Below are 23,808 nucleotides of genomic sequence, written 5' to 3' on the forward strand. Positions count from 1 at the left end.
TCCGATTAGCGTCCTGCTGGACGCAGTGCGTGTTGCATTTCTTCCCCCACCGCCACTTCGTTCGGCGGTGGGGGTTATTTAGGTATTGTCCTGCCGGACAATAAATTAGCAATATTTATTATCAAATGCTAAAGTTGAGTATAGTTACAACAGATTGCTCTGATTTAACTGAATAAGAAATTATTCTAATTATTTTAATTTCTTTCAGTTATTATTAAATCAGTGTTATCAGTGAGATCTGCGCGGGGATATTACCCAAAATACCATTGCTGAATAGGTACTAATAGAACCCACCTTAATTTTTCACTTCACATATGGAGCCACTGCGTCGCGCCACACGGCATAAGCCGGTCCCATGAGGTGCAGGCCGTCGTTGGTGAACTCCTTCTTGAGCAACCCTTCTTCATCCACAAAGAGCGGATACAGGTTGATGAACGTCACACCCTGGCGGCGAGCCATCTGTTCGAGGGCTGCATTGCCTTCAACCACCACATGCTCACGGTCTTTGAGCAGTTTCCACTCGCGCACTTTGTTGTTGAACGGAAGCATGCTCTGCACATAGACCTTGGTGCGGGGGCTACCCTTCTTGATCATCACCACAAGTCGCTCCATGGCGCGTGCTATGCTGTCGCCGCTCACGTCGTGCGAGATGTCATTGACTCCGCACATGATGAATATCTTGCGAGGCTGTCCCTTGATCACCAGGTCGGCGCGCTCGATTAGACCTTGAACGATGTCGCCCACGATGCCGCGGTTCTTGATGTGCGGGTTGCCCAGCAACTCGTGAAACTCACACCCATCGGTGAGGCTATTGCCCATGAACACGATGTCCTTCTTGCCCACGGGCAGCATCTCGAACAAGGTGACACGGCGGGCATAGTAAGGATCGGTGTTGGTCCACTGCTGCTGTGCCTGGGTCTCGGGGATCATGGCAATGAGAGCTAGTAGAGTGATAATGAGTTGTTTCATCACTTGCCTTCGTTATAGGCGTCAACAGCCTTCTTCACGCTGCCGTGGAGCAGGAGCAGGCGCTTTGCCTCTTCATATTCCAGACCCAGCTCGTCGATAACCATGCGTGTGCCGCGGTCCACGAGCTTAGCGTTAGAGAGCTGCATGTTCACCATCTTGTTGCCCTTCACGCGGCCCATCTGAATCATCACGCTAGTAGAAATCATGTTGCAGATGAGTTTCTGGCCTGTGCCGCTCTTCATGCGAGAGCTACCGGTAACATATTCAGGCCCCACAACCATCTCGATGGCAATCTCTGCCACCTCGCCAGCAGGCGAGTCGGGGTTGCTGCTGATCGAAGCCGTGAGGCAGCCATGAGCACGAGCGTCGCGCAATGCGCCTATCACGTAGGGGGTAGTGCCCGAGGCAGCGATGCCCACGATGGTATCTTTCTCGTTAACGTTGAATGCCTGCAAGTCTTTCCAGCCCTGCACGGTATCGTCCTCGGCATTCTCCACAGCGTTGCGCAGTGCGTGGTCGCCACCGGCAATGAGACCGATGATCCAACCCGGATCCATGCCGAATGTGGGAGGAATCTCGCTAGCGTCGAGCACGCCCAGGCGACCGCTAGTGCCTGCACCCATGTAGAACAGGCGACCGCCCTTCTTCATGCGTTCCACAATGCCAGTAACGAGTTTCTCAATTTGGGGAATAGCCTTCTCAACGGCGTCGGCCACCTTGTGGTCCTCGCGGTTGATATCGGTGAGCAATTCATGCACGCTCTTCTTCTCAAGATCATTATAGAGCGACGGTTGCTCGCTTATTTTAACAAAAGCCATAGTCTATTATTTATTAAATGTTGAGATAAAATCGAATCATCGAAATATCGAATCATCGAAAAATCGAATCCTCTTAAACTCTTAAACTTTTAAACTTTTAAACTTTTAAACTTTTAAAATCTTAAACTCCTCAACAAGAATGATACTTAATGAGACCTTCCATGGGAGCCTGGATGATAGTACCTATGGTGATACCCAGAGCCTCGGCAGCCTCGGTGAGGGCCTTCTTCTGATAGAACGCAATCGAACCCACGAAGTTGCAAGGCAGGTTCTTGTAGTTGTCATAGCTGGCAACGTTGCGCTGGAAGAATGCAGTGAATGCGCGCACTACCAGGTCATGGACCGCTGGCTCGTCCATGTTCTTCTGCAAGAACGGAGCAAACTGGGCCAGGAAACGGTTAGCAGGGTGCTGGCGGTAAACAGCAGTGATAATCTTGGTGCGGTCCAGGTCATACTCCTTGAGGAATGCCTCGCAGATGTGTTCGGGGAGCTGCTTCTTGAGCACATCGCCCACGAGGAGCTTGCCCAGGACGGCGCCGCTACCCTCGTCACCCAGGATATAACCCAGGGGAGACACGTTATCGACAACCTTCTCGCCGTCGTAGTAGCAAGAGTTAGAACCAGTGCCCATGATGCAAGCGATGCCAGGCTCGTGACCGCACAATGCACGTGCAGCTGCCAGCAGGTCGCTGTCAACCTCTATCTTGGTGGCAGTGGGAATGTTGGCTTTGAGGGCATTTATAACGTTGTTCTTGATCTCTTCACTGATGATTCCTGCACCGTAGTAGTAGATCTCATCCACCTTGTAGCTCACGATGTGAGGCATGAGTTCGGTCTTGATGCGCTCTGTCATCTCTTCTTGTGTGAGCATCAGTGCATTCATACCGACAGTAAAAATTTGAGCGACTTTCTCGCTACCGTTGAGCAGACACCAGTCTATCTTGGTTGATCCGCAGTCAGCAATTAAAATCATAATTGTTCAGTTAAGTAGGTTTATATTTTGATGTAAATTTTTTTCTTGTAAAGGATATAGCCAAAGCACCATGTGATGAGCACGAATGTGATGGCATAGAGGCAAGATGCAGCCTCGTCGGTGGTGGTCACTGCCTGCCACATGTGGTAGAGCATGCTCTTGATGGTGATGGGAGTGTCGCCGTCCATGCCCAGGCGTATTGTGCCGAATGCAATGGCAAAGATAGAACCCAGCAAGTAGCAGAACAAGGGGTTAACGCCAAACGACTGGAAGAATCGGCACCACTTGTTGTGTCCCTTGACGTCGATGGCATAGATGAGCATCGCTAGCACGCTCGATGCCATGCCGCAAGTGATGAGCACGTAGGACGATGTCCAAGCTTTCTTGGCACACGGAATGCCATACTGCAAGAGCCAGCCCACCAGCAGCATCACCCCGCCCCACACTGTTATCTGGACGATGCGGTCGCGGTTGTCGTGCACCTCGGTGAGGCACTTGCCCACCATCAGGCCTATGAGAACATGGGCAATGCAAGGCAATGTGCTCAGGATGCCCTCGGGGTCGAGAGCTAGCGTGATGCCACCAGCACTCTCATGATACATGTGGTCCTCGCCCAGAACCGCTGTGTCAAAGCGGCACAGGATGTTGTCGCTAGTGAAATCGTAGCCCTGGCCCATGCCCAGTATCACTGCATAGGCAACAAGGATGATGCCTATGATCCACGGAATGAAGCGTTGCTTGAACAGCACCGCTACCATGCTGCCAAAGAAATAAACCAATGCCAGGCGCTGGAACACTCCCAGGATGCGCAGCTTGGCAAACATCACATCAAAGAATGTGACATCGGGGTTATAGAGCGATCGCAGCCACATGCCGAACCACTGCACCATCCAGCCGATGAGGAACAGCAGCACCGTGCGGCGGCATATCTTGAGCAACACGCCACCGCTCAACTTGAAGTTGAACTTGCGCAGCGAGAAGAACATCGACACACCCATCACGAACATGAAGAACGGGAACACGAGGTCAGTGGGTGTGAGCCCGATCCACTCGGCATGCTCAAGCGGAGTGTAAAGATGCCCCCACGAGCCCGGGTTATTAACCAGCAACATACCTGCCACAGTAATCCCGCGCAAGATATCCACTGCCAGAAGTCGTTTATTTTCTTTAGTCATAATTTTTTATACAATCTATACTTCTATAATCTCTATAGTTAATTTACTTTTTCGTAGCCCGCCTCGCGGGCGTTTCGTCACCTCGTCACCTCGTCGCCTCGTCGATGAGGTAGATGAGTGACTGGTAAGGCACGCCGCTGTTGGTCGTCAGGCCTATCTCGCAGGTGCGGCTGTTAGAGAAACCTCGTTTCACGCCAGCAGCCTCGATGGCGGGACGCAGCTTGCGCAGCGCGTGCTTGTTGAGCTCGGGATGGGTGAAACCCTTGTCGCCGGCAAAACCGCAGCATCCCACTCCCTCGGGTAGCACCACGTTGCTCGAGCAACGGCGGGCTAGCGACACAATCTTATCCACCAGCCCCATGTGGCGGCTAGAGCAAGTGATGTGCAGTGCCACAGGTTCATCGGTCTGGCGGAACGTGAGGTCGTCGGCCACATAGTCGTGGATAAACTCCATGAGTTCGAGCGGCTTGATGCGTTTCATGTGCTCACGCATGCGATGCAGGCATGGGCTCTGGTCGCACATCACAGGATACTTGCCGTTCTCGCTGGCTGCAAGCATCGCAGCCTCCAGTTCGGCAGTCTTGCGGTCGGCCACGTCGGGCATGCCCTTGCTCTCCCATATCATGCCGCAGCACATCTTCTCCATACCCTTGGGGAAAATCACCTGCCACCCAGCACGACCCAGGAATTCCACAACCTTATCCACGAGGTCGGTCTGCACGCCAGTCTTGGCATGGCCCATGGTCTGGTTGAGGCAGCTCGGGAAATAAACCACTTTCTTCTCCTGCACGGGGGCAACAAGCGGTTTCATGCTGTGAGCCTTGGGCAACGAGGGTGTCCACAATGGCAATCCCACGCTGTGCATAGCACGACCCAGGGAAGCCACATTGCTGTCGCCCAGCACACTGTGTGCTGCCGAGGCAACATATAGAGCACCCTTCAACGCAGTCTTCACAGCAGCAAAATTGTTGGCGGCAAAGTTGCCCACGCTGTGCGCCGTAGTGCCAGGGGCATGGGCGGCATTGCGGATGTCATGGGTGAGGTCACCCGTGTTTATCTTCATGGGACACGACGTGCTGCACAGGCCGTCGGCAGCACAGGTAGCGTCGCCATAATATTTATAAGCATATTTCAGTCGTGTAAGTCTCGCAGGGTCTTCACACGTCTTGGTGAGACGTGCAATCTCGCGCTGCACGATGATGCGCTGGCGCGACGACATGGTGAGGCCGTAAGCCAAGCAGTTGGGCTCGCAGAAACCACACTCGATGCACTTATCTACATGATCGTTAGTGCGGGGCATGGGTTTGATGTTCTTGATGAAGCATTCGGGGTCATCATTGAAAATCACGCCTGGATTGAGTATGCCCTGCGGGTCGAAGATACGTTTCACCTCGCGCATCACCTCATAGGCTTTCTCACCCCATTCCTTCACCACAAAGGGAGCCATGTTGCGGCCGGTGCCGTGCTCTGCCTTGAGCGAACCGTCATACTTGTCGATGACAAGCTTCACAATCTCGTTCATGAGGTTGCGGTAACGTGCGATCTCCTCGGGCGTGTCAAACGACTGCGAGATGATGAAGTGATAGTTGCCCTCAAGGGCGTGGCCGTAGATGCAACTGTCCTCATAGCCGTGCTCCACGAGCATGTTGGCAAGATCGACGGTTGCTTCGGGCAAGTCCTCGATGTGGAACGCCACGTCCTCGATGATGACGGTGGTTCCCAGCGGTCGGGTACCGCCCACGCTGGGGAAGATGCCTGAACGTATCGCCCAGTACTTGCCATACTCACGCGGATCGCTGGTAAACTTTGCAGGCACATAGAGCTCGTATGGCTCCAGAATCTTGTTGATTGCCGCGATGTTGGCATCCAGTTCGTCCTGCGAGTCGGCAAACGTCTGGATAAGGACAGCCGTGAGATTCTCGCCCGTATTGTCGTTTACGCTCTCAAGCGATTTCTTGTCGAGCAGCTCGGCGCAGTGCACGGGGCCCTTCTTCATCTCAACCACAGCCTCGCATGCACGTCGCATAGAGGCAAAGTAGAGCATCGCACTCGCCTTGAACGGGCTCAAATGCCCGGTGCGCATGGTGAACTCGCTGGCAAAGCCCAGCGTGCCCTCGCTGCCCACCATCAAGTGGGCGATGATGTCGAACGGGTCGGTGTACCTTACAAAGGGATATATGTTCAAGCCTGTGACGCACTTGATTGAATACTTGCGGCGTATGCGAGACACGAGTTCCTCGTCGGCCATCACGCGGTCGCGCAAGTCCTCTATGCTCTTGACAAACTCCGGATGCGACTGGGCAAACGCCTTACGGCTTGCCTCGCTGCCAGTGTCGAGCACAGTGCCGTCGGCCATGACTATGCGCAGCGATTCCAGCTCCTGGTCGCTATTGGCGTGGGTGCCGCAACTCATGCCCGAGGCGTTGTTCATCACGATGCCGCCCACCATGGCCGAACTCTTCGAAGCCGGGTCGGGGGTGAAGGTGCGTCCCAGCGGAGCCAATAACTGATCCACGCGAGCACCCACCAGGCCTGGTTGCATGGTGATGTGAGAAGCGTCGGGCGAGATGCTGTATTTCTCCCAGTTCTTGCCTGCCACGATGAGAATGCTGTCGGTGCACGTCTGGCCCGAGAGGCTGGTGCCCGCGGCACGGAATGTGACAGGAAGTTTCATCTCGTGGGCCACTGCCAGCAGCTGCGACACCTCCTGCTCTGTGCGAGAGCGCACCACTACCTGCGGCACATAGCGGTAAAAGCCAGCGTCGGTACCCCATGCAAGGGTTCGCAAGTCGTCGGTATAGATGCGGTCCTTGTCGATAAACGCACCTATGCGCTGCACATATTGTTTATACCGTTCGGTCATAATATTATTAATTTTCTAGAAGTTCTAGATTGTCTAGATTTTCTAGCTATTATTTATACAGATAATACTTTGAAGACTTGGCCTTGAATGCCTCGGTGTCCTTGTTGAAGTAGTCCTTGATGTCTTCTACCTTGTAGCGTTTGCTGAAACGCTCGCGTATCTCCTTGGTGCCACACACCTTGTCAAACATGCCGAAGCGCTTGGGGTTCTGGTCAAACAGTGTCACGTCGGGGTACATCTCATGTACCACCTGCAAGAAATAGAACTGCACGAGGGTGAGTTCGGCCTTGTCAAAGTCGGTGATATAGGTCTGCACGCCATGCACCTCCTTGCCCTTTTCTTTCTCTACCACCCACGAGAGGTCGTAGAAGGGCTTGTAGTTGATAGGGCGGAACTTGATGCCGGGCAGGTTGAGCGCATTCATCTTCTCGCACAGCTTATCGGCGTCGATCCATGATGTTGCGAATGTCTCAAAAGGCAAGGTGTAGCCAATGCCGGTGTTGAAGATATAGAGCTCTCCGATGACTCCCGACACGGGATAGAAGAAAGCATTCTCGGGAGCAGGAATCTGGGGTGAAGGAGCCACCCAGGGCATACCGGTCTCGCGGAACTTCATGCTGCGCTTCCAGCCCTCCATGGGCACGACGGTGAGCTTGCACGGCTTGCCAGCCTTCTTGCTGATCACACCCTCGCCGTTGAGGTACTGCGCAAGTTCGCCGGGAGTGAGGCCATAAAGATAAGGAATGGCATACTTGCTCACGAACGAGAAATAGCCTTCTTCCACGAGGTTACCCTCCACCTTGTTGCCACCCAGGGGATTGGGACGGTCAAGAACCACAAATTCCTTGTTATTCTCGGCACATGCCTCCATGCACACACCCATGGTTGCATAGAAAGTGTAGCTGCGGCAACCTATATCCTGGATGTCATAGACCAGCACATCGATGTCCTTGAGCATCTCGGCAGTGGGCTTGTGGGTCTTGCCATAGAGCGAATACATCTTGATGCCAGTATTAGGATCCAACGCATCGCCCACAGCATCGCCGGCATGAGCATTGCCGCGCACTCCATGCTCGGGGCCATACAGCGCCACGAGCTTGCAGTTGCCTGCCTCGTTGATGATGTCAACAGTTGATTTCAGGTCGTTGTCAATGCCGCTGGGATTAGTAACCAACCCCACGCGCTTGCCATCAAGCACCTTGAAACCACCGTCACGCAGCACCTCAACGCCAGGCTTAACGATAGCACTCGCAGCCACAGCCACAACACACAGTGCTAATGTAAAAATTATCTTCTTCATAATAAAAAACTACGGATTTTCTGATTTTCTGATTTTATCTTATTACTTATTATTTAACTTATATTTTTTATAATTAAACAATCTTTTTACGACAAGGGAACCTTCTCCGAAATTAGCCAATAGTCCCAAGTCATATCCTGTAGCATAAAGGTAATTGAAAACTTGAGCTTCATGTATTTCAGAAAGACAGGAAACAGCCTTTAATTCTACTATTATTTTATCATAACATACAAAATCAGCTATATAAATAGTAGACAAAAGATTTCCATCATAATAAATGGGCAATTTCACCTCCCGTTTGAATGGAATATCTCTTTTATTAAACTCTATTTCAAGAGCTTCTTGATATACTTTTTCTAGAAAGCCACAGCCTAAAACCTCGTGTACCCTTAACATGGCACCCCGAATATTATAGGTTTCTTCTTCTAAATAATATTTCTTCTTTTCCATATAATTCAGAAAATCAGATAATCCGTAGTTTCTAAAAAAAATAACAACAAGAACTTAGATTACTTGCGGCCGTAGTTGGGGTCAATTTTCTTGTCAACGAAGTAGGTTACAAGAAGGGTTGCAATGCAGCAAGCCATAACCATCCAGAAGAAGTTGACATAACCGATTGCTTCCTGAATGTAACCAGCCACAAAGCCGGGAAGCATCATGCTCAATGCCATGAATGCAGTACAGATAGCATAGTGGGATGTCTTGAACTCGCCTTCGCTGAAGTACATCATGTAAAGCATGTAAGCAGTAAAGCCAAAGCCATAGCCAAATTGCTCAATACAAAGTGCAATAGTAATGATAAGGTGATTAGTAGGCTGAGCGATTGCCAAGTAAACAAAGGTGAGGCAAGGCAGAGTCATGAATGCAGCCATCACCCACAGCGATTTCTTAAGACCCACGCGAGATGAATACACTCCACCAAGAATGCCACCAACCAATAATGCTATCACACCAAAGACACCATAGATCGTACCAACGTCTTCAGTAGGAAGGTTCAAGCCATTGGGATCTACGAGGAAAGGCTGACATAGCTTAATCAAGAAACCCTCGGGCAAGCGATAAAGCAGCATGAATGCGATAGCCAGAAGCACACCAGGTTTCTTAACGAATGTTTTGAACGAGTTAGCAAGTTCCACAAGATTAGCTTTAGCCGAACCAGCCGCATCGGCATCAATGCGAGGCTTGTCATCAGCACTGCGTGGCAATGTAAATGTGTGATACAGAGTAATCAGGAAAAATACAGTAGCAGCCACACCCAGGGTCACCTGCCATGACCAGGGAATATCACCTGTGTTAGTCTCAACCTTACCAGCAATATACACAAGAACACCTTGGCCAAAAACTGAAGCCACACGGTAGAACACACTGCGCACGCCTATGAAGGCTGCCTGACTGCTGGGACTGTGAGCCAGCATATAATAACCATCGGCGGCAATATCGTGTGTCGCCGACGCAAAGGCTGCAACGATAAACAGTATCAGGGTAAACCAAAAGATGCTGATAGACGTATCCTGACCGGCTACAACATCAGGTTTGGGAAGAGTAAGTGTGAGCGCAATCATCATTGCAGTCATGAGGATCTGCATCGCTACAATCCACCAGCGTTTAGTCTTTACCACATCAACAACAGGACTCCAAATACCCTTAAGGAACCAAGGGAAATAGAGCAAAGTAGTGAAAAAAGACATGTCTCCGTTGGGCACGCCCATCTTTGTGAACATCATCACTGAAATATTGTTTACGACAAAGTAAGGTACACCTTCAGCGAAGTACAAAGTGGGTACCCACCACCAGGGAGATTTAGTTTTAACGGTTTCTTTCATATCTATTTTGTTTTTTAATTTATTTTCATTTTTGCCGGAAGTACTGGAAATACCAGCGCGCTTCAATACTGCTTATCGATGTCAGCACCTATGAAGTAGTGCAGCAGAATCTGCTTGTAGTCATAGCCCTTGGCACCCATCACGGCGGCACCTATCTGGCACAAACCCACGCCGTGGCCCCAGCCAGCTCCGCGCAGCACAAACTTAGCAGGATAGCCATCCTCGCTCACATCGTGTTTCTCAACAACGAATGCCGAACTATATAGAGCGCTCTCGCTCAATGCGTAGCGTATAGTAAGTTCCTTGCCTATGGTGCGGCTCATGTTCTCGCCCACCACCTTCAATTTATAAAGGCGGCCGCTTGTGCCGCGAGCCACGGGCTGAAGGTCCTTGATGCGACCATAGTCGTCGCCTGTGCGACGCTTGATAAGGTCGGCAAGTTGTTCACCGCTGTATTCAACCGACCAGCGGTAGAAGTCGGTAGTTTCTTGGTCATAGTCATTGAGCACCTGCGACAGGATTTCCTTGTCGTTAGTGTTGCAATGAGCCTTGGGCGAGGAGAGAATCCACTCGGCAGCGTTGTCCTCGCGGGTAAGGTCGGGAAAATCCATCTCATCCTCTCCGTCGCGTCGTGCCACGAGGTAGTCATGGTGACGGGGTTCCCAGCAATTCTCAAACTCCTCATACACGCCGCCGCATGACTTCGAGAATCGCGCGTCGCACAGCAGTCCGCCCTGCATGAGCACCTGTCCCCAGGTGGCCTTGATTGCGTCGCGCACAGTCTCGGTGCTGGCACGAGTGATGCCCTGGTAGCGCTGGCAGTGGTCGTCGGCACACACGTCAAAGTTCTTGTGGTCGTCGTGGTCCCACCACTTCACGAGTTCGCCCGCTGTGTTGCAAGCAGCGAGTTCGCGGTAGCGGGGATGATCGTCGCAGCTGCACGATGCCGCAACTGTGTTCTCGGGGGTAATCTGGGCAAGCAGCCAGCTGCGCGAAATCACAGCATGAGCCTTGAGCAGCTCGAGCGATGCCGTTGCACTCATCTCGCTTGAAATCACACTGAGCAGATACTCCTCCACCGAGAGGATATTCACCGCCGTGAGCTTGTCGTCCTCGACGATGATGTGAAGCGCTCCACGGAATGTCTGGTTTTCCTTGCGGCGCCAGTGGAAACTCACGCCTATGGTAACGTCACGCAACGTGAACGAATCGCTTTCCTCGTTCACCGGCACAAAGTGAAGGTCGTCATATTTCACGCCGTTCCACTCCACCTTGCCATCTACACAACGCACGCTTTGCACGCCAGTATATGACTCTTCGCCCAGTTTATACTCGTTGTTCAGGACAAAGTCTATTGCGGGCTCACTCATGATGCCCACGCGCACTCGTGGTACTTCACACATAATAGTTTGATTGTTTAATCTAGTTGTATTAATGTTTCAATAATTTTCACCATTCCGGCTCCATCCATGCACAGCTCGTCGTAGATACCCTGCACTTGGTCGCCGGTGATGTCTTCAAAGTCTTTCTCCACAGGTATAGCCCACACGCCCCCCATATCCACCGATGCCGGACTCACGAGCATCTGCCCGTCGCCCTCGCCATAGCACTCGGGACGGTGTTTGCGCCTGGGAAAGACCACGATGCAGTAGTTCCCTTGTTCCCACCAGCACAGCACGTTCATCATGGGCTCGTCATCAGCATTGCCGCTGGCCACGATCATGGCAAGCTGCAAGCGGGCAAAGAGCAATGAGGCCACTACCCTCTCGCTGGCCTTGATGAAAAACAAGTTGCGTCCCAGCTGGTCGGTAAACCCGAGGAACCCTTCTTTGCTCGTGAGCAACAGCTGCTCGGGGGTCCACAGCGACTCGTCCATAACCTCGTCGCACAAGGGCATGAATCCCTTGTTACCAGCCTGGAAGTGCATGTGGTCGGGCGCCGAAGCCCCGCAACGAGGCCCGTTGTAGAAGAGCACGAAGTCGTCAAGCAGGCGTGCCAGGTTGAGCATGTCGTCGATGCGACGCCCAGCGATGCTCTGCGGCGTGTGCTCCAGGGCGGAGATAGTGAGGTGGTCGGGGAAGATAGGATAAGGGTTCACCTGAATCTTGTAACGTCCCTCCCACTCTATCGTCTCCTGTTCCACGGGCTGGTGCTCCTTGCACAGGAAACACGGGCGAGCCATGAGCGACGCCGCGTCAACGCTGGCTCCGCTCGAACGCTTGCGCTCGGGGTTATACTGCATCACAACAACACTGCGTCCTGCAATCTCAAAATCGCGCAAGCGCACGCGACCCAGCGCCGCATAGTTTTCACGTGCGGTGTCCCAGTCGCGCAGCTGGCGATCTATCAAGTCATGAACTTGTTGTTGCATAATTTTTCAGTCGAAGAAAGGAAACTGAAAGAAACTATCCTAAATCAGAAAAAATATTAACAACAGATTTTGTTGAATATACCGAAAAAATAATTTTGAATAATTTCGGATAATTTCTTTCAGTTTATAACAATCCTAATAGCCCTAAAGTCTTAAAATCTTAATGTCTTAAAGCCCAAAAGGCGTTCTTAAACTTTTAAACTTTTAACCTCACTTCTTGTTCATCGCAACGCGAGCCTGGAGTTCCCAAGTGCGGATGCGATCCTTGTAGAGGTTGTTGCGGTTCATCTTGTCGATGTCGAGCGATGCATCGCTGTTGTCGTCCCAGCGGCGGCACAGGTAAACGGGGATGTAAACGCGGCCAATCTGGTAAACGCGAGAGATGTTCAGACCCAGAGCATAATCCTCACCGTAGCTAGTGTTAGGAATCTTCACGTCGCGCAACACGGGTGTGTAGAATGCACGGGGAGCGCCCAGACCATTGATGCGCAGGGCATTGTTGCGGCCGTTCTCGGGTGTCCACTCCTTATGATCGATCACGCCGGGGGGAATCTCCTCGAGTTTAGCATTTACCATCTGGTAAGTGCCCACTACCATAGCAACGTTCTGCTCGTAGAATGCGTCAACCATTGTCTGCAATGTGTTCTCGTCCTTGTACAGGTCGTCGCTGTCGAGCTGCACGATGAACTTACCAGCCTTCTCATGGTGAGCAGCAAGGTTCCAGTAACCACCGATGCCCATGTCGTGATAGTCGGCGATGATGTGGATGAGACGCTCGTCGGTGTAGGCAGCGATAGCCTCACGTGTACCGTCGGTTGACCAGTTGTCCACAACCATGAGGTTGAACTTGAAATTGGTCTTCTGCATGAGCACGCTGTCGATAGCCTCGCGGATAGTGCGGATGCGGTTGCGCACGGGAATCATCACGGTAGCCTCTACCTCAAATTCGCCCTGGTTGAACTCGATGTGCTTGAAGTTGGGGGTGCCGTCTTCCTTTACAGGTGCCAGGTAACCGCCTATTTCCTTCAGGTGCTCGGTGCAAGCTGCCTCCATCTCGATCTGGCGGCCACGATTGCGGGGATCAACATAGTCAAAGATCTTCTCGCCGCTCTTGCGGGTGTCAAGTTCTACGTCGCTGTAGAGGAACTCGTTGATGTGGCAGATCTCGGCAAACTGCGACAGCTTGAGGCGCAGGTCATAGAGGCCAGCGAACTCATATTCGCTCTTCAGGTTGCCAGCAGCCTTCTTCAAGCAGCATGAGCAGAAGAACAGAACAGAACCAAAGTCGAAGTCATCGCGAAGGCTACCATACTGATAGTCGATGACGGGAGCCTTGTCGGCACCCTTTTCAGTTACGTTATAGTGGTCAGCATAGAGCATGCCTGCTTGGCTGTCCTCGGCAAGTTTCACGAAGCGCTCGATTGCGAAGGGAGCAAACTTGAGGCTTACATACTTGGTGTAAACCATTGCGAAGTCAGCATCAGCCTTCTCAGCGATAGCCTTCATTGTTGCAGTAGATGTGAGGTTGTTGATATTGATAACCTCGCAACCCTCCACTGTGCCCTCAGCGTCAGCATTGGCAAGCAGATAGATTTTGTTTACAAGTTCGTTAGCCTTAAGGCCTTCGATAGTTGCCTGTGCCTGTGCGGCATTGGCAAAAGGAATGAAACAATTAATTCTTCCCATGATTTGTTAATTAAAAAGTTGTTATAATATTTATATTTTTATTTCTCTCTTTGTTATCGTTCAAGTGTCCCCGTAATCCCACGGACAACCCGGAATATCCGGATTAGCCGGCCCCTTAAACCTTTAAACTTTTAAACCTTTACCACGTTCACCCTTTATTCTGTGCAATTCGGGCTTTAATTTCCCACGTGCGCAGGCGGTCTTTATACACATTGTTAGCGTTCTCGCTCTCGATGTCAAGGTCGGCATCGGTATTGTCGTCCCAGCGACGGGCCAGCGTCATCACATCCCACACACGGTCGATAGCATAGTTGCGAGATATCATCAGCGACATGCCGTAGTCCTCGCCATAACTGGTATTGGACAACGCTATATCGCGATAGATAGGCGTGTAGAATGCGCGAGGGCCGCCTATGCCGTTCACACGCAGCAGGTTGTTGCGTCCGTTGGCAGGAGTCCACTCGTGGTGGTCGATGATGCCAGGGGCAATCTCATCAAGGTCGGCGTTCACCACCTTGTAGGTGCCCACTACCATCGCAGGACCAGCCATGAGGTTATCGCCCTCCTTAAACTTGTCAACCATCGCCTGCAACACATGCGCATGCGCAAAGAGATCATCGCTGTCGAGCCCCATCACGAAGCGGCCGGCACGATCGTCAAACGCTGCCAGGTTCCAGCAACCGCCTATGCCCAGGTCGTCACGCTCGGGGATAATGTGTATCACGCGAGGGTCGCCTGCATACTCATCTATCGCTTGAGTTGTGCCGTCGGTCGAGTGGTTGTCCACGACGATCAAGTTAAACTTGAAGTCAGTGTCTTGCATGAGCACGCTGTCGATAGCGTCCTTTATCACTCGCACACGGTTGAGCACCGGTATGATAACCGTGCACTCCACCGGCCACTGCGACTCTCCGCCATCGTAGCACACCACCTTGTCGCACTCGGGGGTAAACATGTCGTAACTCAAGTATGCGCCTATGTCCTTCAAGTGGCTGGTGCACGCTGCCTCAAATTCCTGCTGCGATGCCGCATTGCGCGGGTCGCAGTAGTCATATATCTTCTCTCCGCTTGTGCGCAAGTCGCGCTCAACGTCGGTATAGAGATATTCGTTGATATGTTCTAGCGCATATCGCTGCGACAACTTCAGACGCAGGTCGTAGAGGCCTGCCACCTTGTAGTCGCCGCTCATGCGCAATGCACTCTCTTTTAAAGCCGAAGTGCGGAAAAACAGCACCGAACCGAAGTCAAACTCATCGCGCAGGCTGCCCATCTGATAGTCAATCACAGGGGCTTTGGCACGCTTGCCGGCTTTGATGTGGTAATGGTCGGCATAGAGCATGCCCGCACCTGTGTCGCCAGCCAGCCGCTCGAAGCGCTCGAGTGCCTTGTAGCCCAGCATCAGCTCATCATCCTTGGTGTAAAGCAAGGTATATTTGCTCGATGCAGCTGCCGCTATGGTGCGCATGGTTGCACTCGAGTTTATTGAGTCGATGCTATAGAAACCGCATGCCGGCAACTGGTCCTGCCAGCGCAGGTCTATGTCGCCTGTCACGAGGAAGTCCACGCCGCACACCAGCGGGTTGTCAAGCAACTGCCCGGCAATCATCTGCGCCTGCTCCATGGAAGAAAACTTCACGAAGCAATCCACCGTCTTGAGGCGTTCTTCCTGTTTCTGTATGAATTCGGTCGTTGTCATTCTTTTTTACTCATCTTTGAGTGTCCACTTCAAGATGTCGGCCATCATCGAGTCACGCTGCTTGTCGCAAGGGATTACCTCAAAGGGGAAGCCCATAACCACTGTGCGGTAGTTGCCGCGGTCGCTCACGATACCGGCGGGAATGTTGTTCTCGCTGTAACGCAGCCATGTGCTGCCCTTGCTATCGCTTGCCTTGATGGCATCGGGCGACTCAACGGCATAGACCTTATCGTTGAGTGTATTCACAAAGTTATACTTAACGCCGTCGGGCATTGAGTTGCCGTTGTTCACTGTGGGCACGCTGTAAACCTCGCCCTTGAGGGTAGCAGCGCCGTCAACATAGGTGTAGCCCAGCACATTCTGCGCGAAGTCTTGCTCTGCCTTGACGGGAGACTTCTTGTCCCAGATGTCGGTAGCCACATAAGCTCCGCTCATGAACACGCTGCCGCCGGCCTGGGTATATTGGCTCAAAGCGCTCATCAAGCCAGGTGTGAAGGCCTTGAATCGCGAAGGCATCGCGCCGCGGCCTGTGGGTATCTCTTTCTGCTTGCCCATGATCACGTCCACCATGTGGCAGCCATAGAGCAGGTTATTGTCGTTCTCTACTGCCTCTACGCTCGACGAGATGAATGAGTAGCCAGCCTTCATGATCGACTTGCCATGCACTGTGGTGTAGTCAAATGTGTTACCTGCTATCACCTCGGTCTCGTGGTTGCTGCGGCAAGCGCCGAAGCCGGGTGCATCGTCGTCGCGCCACTCAAGGTTGCGGCGGAACTCGTGCTGCGAACCCAGGTAGTTGATCTGCTGGATGTAGGGCACGCCGTGATCCTTCTGGTCAAGGAAACCGGCATACTCCTGCCCGTCGAGCCAGTCGGGACCGCTCACGCGTGTGAATGAATTGACTACCATCACCATACCCTTGCTGCCGAACGCCATGCCCAGCGACAGTGTCTCACTGGGGAAACTGCGGCCGCCGTCGTTAACGGCAATGATGCGGTAACTGTGTATCTCGTTGTCATCGACCTTTGCCACATAGGTGGGTTCGGTCACAATGGCTATCTCCTTGAAGGCTCCGTCGCCCACGCGCTCGCACACCACATATTTCTTGGCAGCGGCCTTGTCACACAACTTGTCCTCGGTGGGCTTCCACGTGAGCACGAAACTACCGCGAACATCGGCCACGGGCTTGATTGCAAACGAGTTCACTGCCAGCGGCTGCACCTCATAGTCGCGGTGATCGCGCTGGGCAAGGAACTTGAGCATGCCCTTATACATGGCACGGCTCACGTCAAAACGGAAATTGGGATCCAGGCCATACTTCATGTCGGCATAGTTCTGGTGAGAGAGCAACTCGATGAGGATAGCGGGCACCTCGGCAGTGCGTGCCTCGTAGTAGGGCTTGTCCCACATGCCGCGGCGCGACCAGTTGGGCTCATACTTTGCACGGATGTCGTTCACTATCTCGGTAGATACGAGGTTAGCATACTGGCGCGACAGCTCGCGAGGAGTGCCGTCCTCATATTTTGCAAACTTCTTTCCGTTCTTGGCAGTGCTGTAGATGAGCAGCGTGCCTATGATGTCGTCGTTCATCGTGGTGCCGGCATCTGTGTGCAGGCAGAACGACAGGTCAACGGGCACGTTGAGTCCTTGAGCCTTGGGAAGCACCTTGCTGCCTCCGGCCAGGTAGTTCACCCACAGACCGCGGTCCTTATAGTCGTCGGTATAGTCGTTGATACCGTTGCTCTCGCTGTAAACCTCCTTGGGGAAACCCGACCACTGCATGTAGTAACGTGCACCTAGGTGGAACCAGGGATGATCGCCGCTGCCCACATACTTGTAATCGACGCCCTCGTTGCCCAGGCAGCGCTCGTTGCCCTGCTTGGCCGCAAGCGCCTTGTTCTCCTCGGTGGGAAGTGCCACGCGACGCACGATGTTGCCCTTGCCGCCGCCCACGCGCACTGCATCGGCAGTGATGACACCGTCCTTGCTGTCGCTCAAGTTGTTAAGCACCACGAGGTCTTTGTTCATTCCCTTCTGCAAGGGGAATGTGCCGATGTAAACCCACACGCCGCCGGCCATGGTCTGGTCCACGACAAACTGCTTGGCGCCTGCCATGCTGTTCACTGTGTAGTGGGCGTCCTTGACGCTTTTCTCCAGCGTCTTGTAACTGATATATACTGCATACTCGCCAGCCTCGGGCATGTCAACGTCCCAATGCGCTGTCGAGAGTTTCTTCTTATCCTTGGCAACCTCTACCTGGCGATAGGTTCCCTCGGCAAACGGATTCTCAAAGTCCTTGTATTCGGCGCGGGCATAAGCGAAACCTGCCTGGTTGCCGGCACTCCATTTCTTGTCGCCAGTCACCTCGCGGTAGGTGCTCTGTGCCACACCGCCGTCGTTATCGACCACGGCTCCTATGTTGTGCGTGTCGCGCTCGCGTGCATCCCACACATAGGCTCCGGCATTCTCCAGCATGGGAATGAGATACGGCAGCACATAACTGTGAGTGTACATGTCCTCAACAGTCTGGAACATGCGGGCACGCTGCCACTCCCAGCGGTTCAGCTTGGGCTCGAAATACCAGCCATGGCTAGGCCACAACGCTATGATGTTGCCATCAAGGGCTTTCTTGTAATGACGGTTAGGATCCACAACCGAGACAAACGGCGCATGGCTGCGCTTGTAGGCAGGCTCAAACGATGAGAAGTAATTGTTGATGTCGCTGCCGTCAATGAGCAGTTTCACCTTATAGCCCGCATAGGGGGTGCCCATTGCGTTCCTCACATCGTCACGCAACTGCTCCACCGAACTCTGCGTGAATGGCAGGTCACCGAAGTTCTCACTCAGGTTCACCACCACGGTGTCTCCGTTCAGAGTCACCTCGTTTGCTTTCAAATTACCTATCACCATGTGCTCGGGCAAACACTCCTTAACCACCTTCTGGATATTCTCCAACTGACCGGCCGAGAGTTCCTGGGCTTGTGCGCTTGAAGCACCCGCCATGAGCATCGCAACTGCTACCGTTGCCTTCGTAATCGATTTATTCATATTTAGTTTTATAGTTTATCAAAATTATAAATGCACGCCCGCAACCGCACAACACAAGCGGACACAGCATAACTCAATACAAAAATACTACAAACATTTCAATTGATAAAGCATTTCGGCAACCATTTTTCTCTATTAAACATTATTTAATATTTAACTACACATTTTTAAAATTACTGACAGCATGCGCACAAGTCTGTCATGTGACATGTAATTGTGTCATATTTACACAAGAAAACAGCGTGCGGCATGATGGTTGCACAAGAACTTGTGTAATATTTACACGGTTATAACAACTAAAAATTAGAAATTATGAACTACACAATTAAAGACTTAGCGAGCGGAGCAGGCATCTTTGCATCATCAGTGTTTGGTAAGAAAAAAGAGTATAGCCTCACATTCAATCATGAGGATGACGGCAACTGGTATGTAGATTTTCCAGGATGGCCTTTTGAGCACCACAACCTGATGATGGTAGCTGGCGCCGACAAACTTTGCGCTTTCTTGAGCGACGACGACAAGGTCTCTAACATCAAAGTGATTCCGGCAAACAAGCGTGAAGATCACCCCGGATATGCATGCCTGGAGCAACGCGAACACACGCTCACTGGAGGCAGCACCTACTTTGTGACAGGTCTAAATGATTTTGAGCGTGAAATATGGCTTTGCCCGGTCACCCTCTTTGTGCTGGGACGCTACCCAAAATACATTTACATCAAGAAAAGCTAATCAAGCGCGACACGCATCGATTATTTCGCAGTGGCATGATAGGTAACCAGTCCTGGCATGCTGCTGCGTATTATCTTGCGCACTGTGATGCCATGACGCGCTGCCACATCGAGCAGGATGTTACTGTATGTCGTAGCAACCGACCCTACAAAACACAACGGATATCCCTTGTAGTCATACTGGCACACATTGCGCTCAAAGAAACGGTTAAACTCGTTGAAAATGAGCGAGTGAACATAATCATTATCAAGATGATGGCTCAAGAAGAACGAGTACTCGCGCAGGTTACGGTTGGCCGAGGGGTTATTATACACGGCATCCATGATATCGTCGGGCGTCACCTTGAATTCCTCAAAGAAACCATCGATCAACTCGCGCGGCGCCACATTCTTGAGAGCATCGCCCAGGAACAAGCGGCCCAGAGCGGAACCGCTGCCCTCGTCACCCAGGATAAAACCAAGCGAACGCACGTTTTTAACCACGTTCTGACCGTCATAGAAACACGAGTTTGAACCAGTGCCCAGGATGCACGCCAATCCTGGCTCGTGCACGAGCAATCCGCGTGCCGCACCCAGCAAGTCGCTCTCCACGGTAACCGGGGTCTTGAACTGGGCCACAAGCGATGCCTCCACTATCTTGTTCTTCTCGGGACTTGAGCAGCCAGCGCCATAATAGTACACATGGTTCCAGCGGCGCTTGAAAAATGCTTCGGGCAATTCCAAGCGTATGCTATGGCTTATCTCACGACGAGAATGGAAAAACGGATTTAGTCCTTCGGTGAAAGCATGCTCAAGCACGTTCTCCCCTTCAACTAGGGTCCATTCGGTGCGAGTCGAACTGCTCTCCCCTATCACGTTTATTACAGGACTGCTCATTTTTTAGTTTTATTTGGTTTGTTATTATGTATCTCGGCGAATGTAAATGTACTTAAATATGCACATTTCACGCATACTGAAGTTAATTTTTTCGCAAATTTACAACATCTTTTATCCATAACCCCTATAAACAACCCACAAAATGCGTCCCTAAAACTAAAATTAACACACATACCCTTTTGTTAACACACCAGTGCACGTTTTATGCACAAGATGTAATTCAGAAAAAAGGCCGCCATCCTCACCTGTTTCGGGGAGATAGCGACCCGTGATTTCACGATTATTACCGTAGTGTCTATTATTTACGCAAAACCTTGTTAATTAATATATTGACATCGTCAACGTCAATTTTGTTGTTCTTGTTCACGTCGGCACGGCCTTCATACTTGTTTGCATCGTCAACGCCTAGAACCACATTGAGCACGTCGGTCACATCGACAACATCAAGGCTACCGTCCAGGTTAACGTCCCACAGATTTCTCACGTAGGTGAGACGCACGTCATCGGCCTTGTAGCTGGCTGTACCCAGAAGGGCTGTTAGGCCGTCAAACAAGCCACCGGGGATGATGTCCGATGCCAGTGAGAGCTGCGCGCTTGTACCTATCAGCAAGATTGCCCTGTTATCAATCTCAAACTCAAGGTTGTTCTCCACAAACTTGTCGGCGCCCTCGCCCTTAACGGCGTTCACATTAACCTTCTTGGCATTGCCCTGAATTGCATCGGCAACGATCTTCATGAGGGTGTCAGCATCAATGTTGATGCTTCCGCTCACTTCCTTGATGATGTCGGTTATCGAGCCGCCTTTGATAATTGCCTCGGCAAGTTTGAACACGTCTTCAAACGACAGGTCCAGACTGCTTGCAACGTCCTTGATATTGTCAATCAAGTCGCTGCCATCAACAATGAGGGCATAGAGGCTAGCATCGTTGAGCGCGCTTGTTGCCATCTGTGCCGAGAGACGGTAACGGCCCTCGGGCAGAGCTACTACTGCTTGCATTACAGCGGAGTTAGACTCCAGATGTCCATCTACTACTGTTGCCGAAGGCTCGGCAGTGATGGGCAGCTTGTCCATGATATCCTTAATCGCGGGAACTAGTCCGGCAAGCTGCTGAGCACTGAGTGGCAGCCACTTGTCAATGCCTCCGGTAGAGAATGAGTTGTTACCAACGAATCCGGTGAAGTCCTGGCCCATAGCCCATGTTTCTACGGTCTGGGCATACAGGATAGCGCCTGCACGCAGGGCGAGCATCGCTGCATCCATTGCTGTGGTCGATAAGCACAGTTCAAGCTCGGTGTTGGCGGCAAGAACAATACCCTTGACAAACACGCCGCTGCTCAGGTTTGACATGTTGTTAATGCCTTCCTTGCAAGCAACATAATACATGCTGTTGATCTTTGCATACTCTACAGCAGCCTCACACTCATCGATTGCCTTCACCAGCTCGCTTGTAGCGGGAGTGATAAACCAGTTGACAATGGGGGTCTGCACAATGCCATTGAGCACTGCGGCCTTGGCCATCATAGCGTTTGCTATACCTTTGCGCAACGCAGAGTTCTGGATGCCCTTGATTGACTCCTGGCTCTCGGCTAGGGTCTTCTTGAGGGCCTCTATCACCTGATTGCGATAAGCAACGGTCTGCTCATATTCCTCGCGGGAAACGAACTTCCAGCGGGCGTTATACATCGACGGGTACTCGCCGGCAAGGAGTGCGCTCGCACCATCCACAGGTTCGCCTGTATAGAGGTATGAGGTGTAAGACGCAGGGAATCCGCCATTGCTTATCAGGTTCATGATATTCGACAGATTGATGTCGGCAAAGTTGAAGTATTCCCATTCGGTTGTGTTCGCGATGGTATAGCCATCGGCTGTGCCTTGAATGGTGAATTGAGATGCTTCGGCAGCATTCGACACCACAGCAACGCTATCGGGCACGTTCGACGAGTATCCGCCAAGGGTCTGGTCGCCCAGGATGGGAATAGGAATTGTGATTGATGCTGAGGGGATGATCAGGTTCACACCCACTGCCTTGTCATTGTTGGTGATTGTCCATGTGTTGGTCTCGGCATTGCGGGTGAGTGTCCACATCGTGGGCATGCCGCCGTCGCAGGTGTTCTTGTTGTTAAGGAACAAGCCGGTAGCCATGTTATAGATTCAACTTTAGCTTTTATAATAAATGATGCTAATTTGTTGTCCGGTAGGACAATATCTAAATAACCCCCACCGCCGAAACGAAGTGGCGGTGGGGGTATAGGTAAACCGCAAAAATGCGTCCAGCAGGACGCTAATTGGAGCAAATCAGTTAAATTCAGATGGTTTCAGCAAAAGTTGAAAAATTATTATCTGCGTGAGATTACCCATTGCTCCTATAGTTACGGCAAATTCATTCGGCAAGGATGTTGTCGATGAGTGTCAGCTCTTCCTGGGTGAAAGGAGCCACGTGCAGTGCGGTGAGGCTGTCCTTGAGCTGATCCACGGTGCGGGGACCCACGATGACCGATGTCACCTCGTCGCGGCGCAGCAGCCATGCCGTTGCCATCTGAGCCAGCGTGTTGCCGCGCTGCTGTGCCAAGTCGTTGAGCTTCACAATCTTGTCGTGGATAGCATCTACATCGGCCTTGCTCACGGCGTTGCCCAGCGCAGCGCGAGAGTCGGCGGGAATGCCGTGCAGATACTTATCGGTGAGCAGACCCTTCATGATGGGCGAGAACGCGGTGAACGCCATGCCATGCTCCTTGCAATACTGCAAGTGGCCGTCCTCGGGCTCACGGCACAGCATGTTGTACTTGCCCTGGTAAATCACGGGGTGCACATCGCGCGCCTCGAGATACTCGACACACTGCGCGAGCTTCTCAACGGGATAGTTGCTCAGTCCCACGTAGAGCGCCTTGCCGGCACGCACGATGTCAACCAGCGCCTGCATAGTCTCCTCAATGGGAGTCACGCCGTCGTAGCGGTGAGAGTAGAAGATATCGACATAGTCCAGGCCCATGCGTTGCAGACTCTCGTCGAGGCTGCCCATGAGCATCTTGCGCGACGAGCCAGAGCCATTGGGGCCAGGCCACATGTCATAGCCCGCCTTGCTGGTGATGATCATCTCGCGGCGGTGGGGCATGAAACACTGCTTCATCATCCGGCCGAAGGTCTCCTCGGCAGCGCCAAAGGGAGGACCGTAGTTGTTGGCGAGGTCAAAGCAGAAAATGCCGTGGTCAAAGGCATACATCATCTTGTCGAGCGAGTCGCCATAGGTGTTGTAAGCACCAAAGTTCCACCAGAAACCCAGCGACATCTCGGGCATGACAAGACCACTGCTGCCCATGCGACGAGTAGGCGTAACCCCCTCATAACGACGCGGATCGGCAGTATAATTCACTCTAATACGTTCAATATCCTTCATAAGATTTCAATATTTGGTTTTTCAAACAGGATTGTCTAGGTGCAAAGATACAAATTTTTTTTCATTACATGTCGTTTTGTTTGTCAA

Annotated in this window: 17 protein-coding genes; 1 reads left to right on the forward strand and 16 read right to left on the reverse strand. The window is 52.0% G+C overall.

Annotated elements, in window-relative coordinates; all coding sequences use genetic code 11:
• Nucleotides 1-303: 303 nt before the first annotated feature.
• From ACKI3C_RS02445 to ACKI3C_RS02505, 13 genes are all read right to left on the reverse strand, one after another.
• Nucleotides 304-969, reverse strand: a complete 666-nt coding sequence (locus ACKI3C_RS02445; protein WP_407401693.1) for a GDSL-type esterase/lipase family protein — start codon at nt 967-969, stop codon at nt 304-306.
• Entirely contained in the window at nt 969-1,787 is an 819-nt protein-coding gene (gene murQ / locus ACKI3C_RS02450; protein ID WP_407401695.1) for an N-acetylmuramic acid 6-phosphate etherase, read from the reverse strand. Before murQ ends, ACKI3C_RS02445 begins: the two co-directional genes overlap by 1 nt.
• A 130-nt stretch (nt 1,788-1,917) precedes the next feature.
• Complete coding sequence (locus ACKI3C_RS02455) at nt 1,918-2,760, reverse strand: ATPase (RefSeq protein WP_407401697.1); 843 nt, start codon at nt 2,758-2,760, stop codon at nt 1,918-1,920.
• Nucleotides 2,761-2,780: 20 nt separating this feature from the next.
• Entirely contained in the window at nt 2,781-3,935 is a 1,155-nt protein-coding gene (locus ACKI3C_RS02460) for an acyltransferase family protein (protein ID WP_407401699.1), read from the reverse strand.
• 85 nt (nt 3,936-4,020) lie between these two features.
• The gene (locus ACKI3C_RS02465) at nt 4,021-6,798 is read right to left on the reverse strand and encodes an FAD-binding and (Fe-S)-binding domain-containing protein (protein ID WP_407401701.1); all 2,778 of its coding nucleotides are present in this window, start codon (nt 6,796-6,798) and stop codon (nt 4,021-4,023) included.
• 49 nt (nt 6,799-6,847) lie between these two features.
• Nucleotides 6,848-8,098, reverse strand: coding sequence for a DUF1343 domain-containing protein (locus tag ACKI3C_RS02470; protein WP_407401703.1), 1,251 nt, complete (start codon nt 8,096-8,098; stop codon nt 6,848-6,850).
• Between the two features lie 42 nt (nt 8,099-8,140).
• Nucleotides 8,141-8,548 (reverse strand): GxxExxY protein, encoded by a 408-nt coding sequence (locus ACKI3C_RS02475; protein WP_407401705.1) that lies wholly within the window; start codon nt 8,546-8,548, stop codon nt 8,141-8,143.
• A 59-nt stretch (nt 8,549-8,607) separates the two neighbouring features.
• Entirely contained in the window at nt 8,608-9,921 is a 1,314-nt protein-coding gene (locus tag ACKI3C_RS02480; RefSeq protein ID WP_407401707.1) for an MFS transporter, read from the reverse strand.
• A gap of 62 nt (nt 9,922-9,983) precedes the next feature.
• Nucleotides 9,984-11,324 (reverse strand): SpoIID/LytB domain-containing protein, encoded by a 1,341-nt coding sequence (locus ACKI3C_RS02485; protein ID WP_407401709.1) that lies wholly within the window; start codon nt 11,322-11,324, stop codon nt 9,984-9,986.
• Between the two features lie 14 nt (nt 11,325-11,338).
• Nucleotides 11,339-12,292 (reverse strand): DUF4922 domain-containing protein, encoded by a 954-nt coding sequence (locus tag ACKI3C_RS02490; protein ID WP_407401711.1) that lies wholly within the window; start codon nt 12,290-12,292, stop codon nt 11,339-11,341.
• Between the two features lie 210 nt (nt 12,293-12,502).
• Nucleotides 12,503-13,981 (reverse strand): glycosyltransferase family 2 protein, encoded by a 1,479-nt coding sequence (locus tag ACKI3C_RS02495; protein WP_407401737.1) that lies wholly within the window; start codon nt 13,979-13,981, stop codon nt 12,503-12,505.
• A 145-nt stretch (nt 13,982-14,126) separates the two neighbouring features.
• Entirely contained in the window at nt 14,127-15,674 is a 1,548-nt protein-coding gene (locus ACKI3C_RS02500; RefSeq protein WP_407401713.1) for a glycosyltransferase family 2 protein, read from the reverse strand.
• Between the two features lie 6 nt (nt 15,675-15,680).
• The gene (locus tag ACKI3C_RS02505; protein ID WP_407401715.1) at nt 15,681-18,722 is read right to left on the reverse strand and encodes a xanthan lyase; all 3,042 of its coding nucleotides are present in this window, start codon (nt 18,720-18,722) and stop codon (nt 15,681-15,683) included.
• Between the two features lie 312 nt (nt 18,723-19,034).
• Here ACKI3C_RS02505 and ACKI3C_RS02510 point away from each other — a divergent pair, with 312 nt between their 5' ends.
• On the forward strand, nt 19,035-19,451 hold the full coding sequence (locus tag ACKI3C_RS02510; RefSeq protein ID WP_407401717.1) for a DUF6717 family protein: 417 nt from the start codon (nt 19,035-19,037) through the stop codon (nt 19,449-19,451).
• A 20-nt stretch (nt 19,452-19,471) separates the two neighbouring features.
• Here ACKI3C_RS02510 and ACKI3C_RS02515 read toward each other — a convergent pair whose 3' ends face one another.
• The 3 genes from ACKI3C_RS02515 to ACKI3C_RS02525 all read right to left on the reverse strand — a co-directional run bounded on the left by ACKI3C_RS02515 (nt 19,472) and on the right by ACKI3C_RS02525 (nt 23,721).
• Nucleotides 19,472-20,311, reverse strand: coding sequence for a hypothetical protein (locus ACKI3C_RS02515; RefSeq protein WP_407401739.1), 840 nt, complete (start codon nt 20,309-20,311; stop codon nt 19,472-19,474).
• Nucleotides 20,312-20,624: 313 nt separating this feature from the next.
• On the reverse strand, nt 20,625-22,469 hold the full coding sequence (locus ACKI3C_RS02520) for a dockerin type I repeat-containing protein (RefSeq protein ID WP_407401719.1): 1,845 nt from the start codon (nt 22,467-22,469) through the stop codon (nt 20,625-20,627).
• Between the two features lie 238 nt (nt 22,470-22,707).
• Nucleotides 22,708-23,721: an aldo/keto reductase gene (locus ACKI3C_RS02525; RefSeq protein WP_407401721.1), complete on the reverse strand. Its 1,014-nt coding sequence runs from the start codon at nt 23,719-23,721 to the stop codon at nt 22,708-22,710.
• Nucleotides 23,722-23,808 lie beyond the last annotated feature (87 nt).

Source organism: Sodaliphilus sp. (genome assembly GCF_045598405.1).
In the GTDB taxonomy this organism is placed as follows: domain Bacteria; phylum Bacteroidota; class Bacteroidia; order Bacteroidales; family Muribaculaceae; genus Sodaliphilus; species Sodaliphilus limicaballi.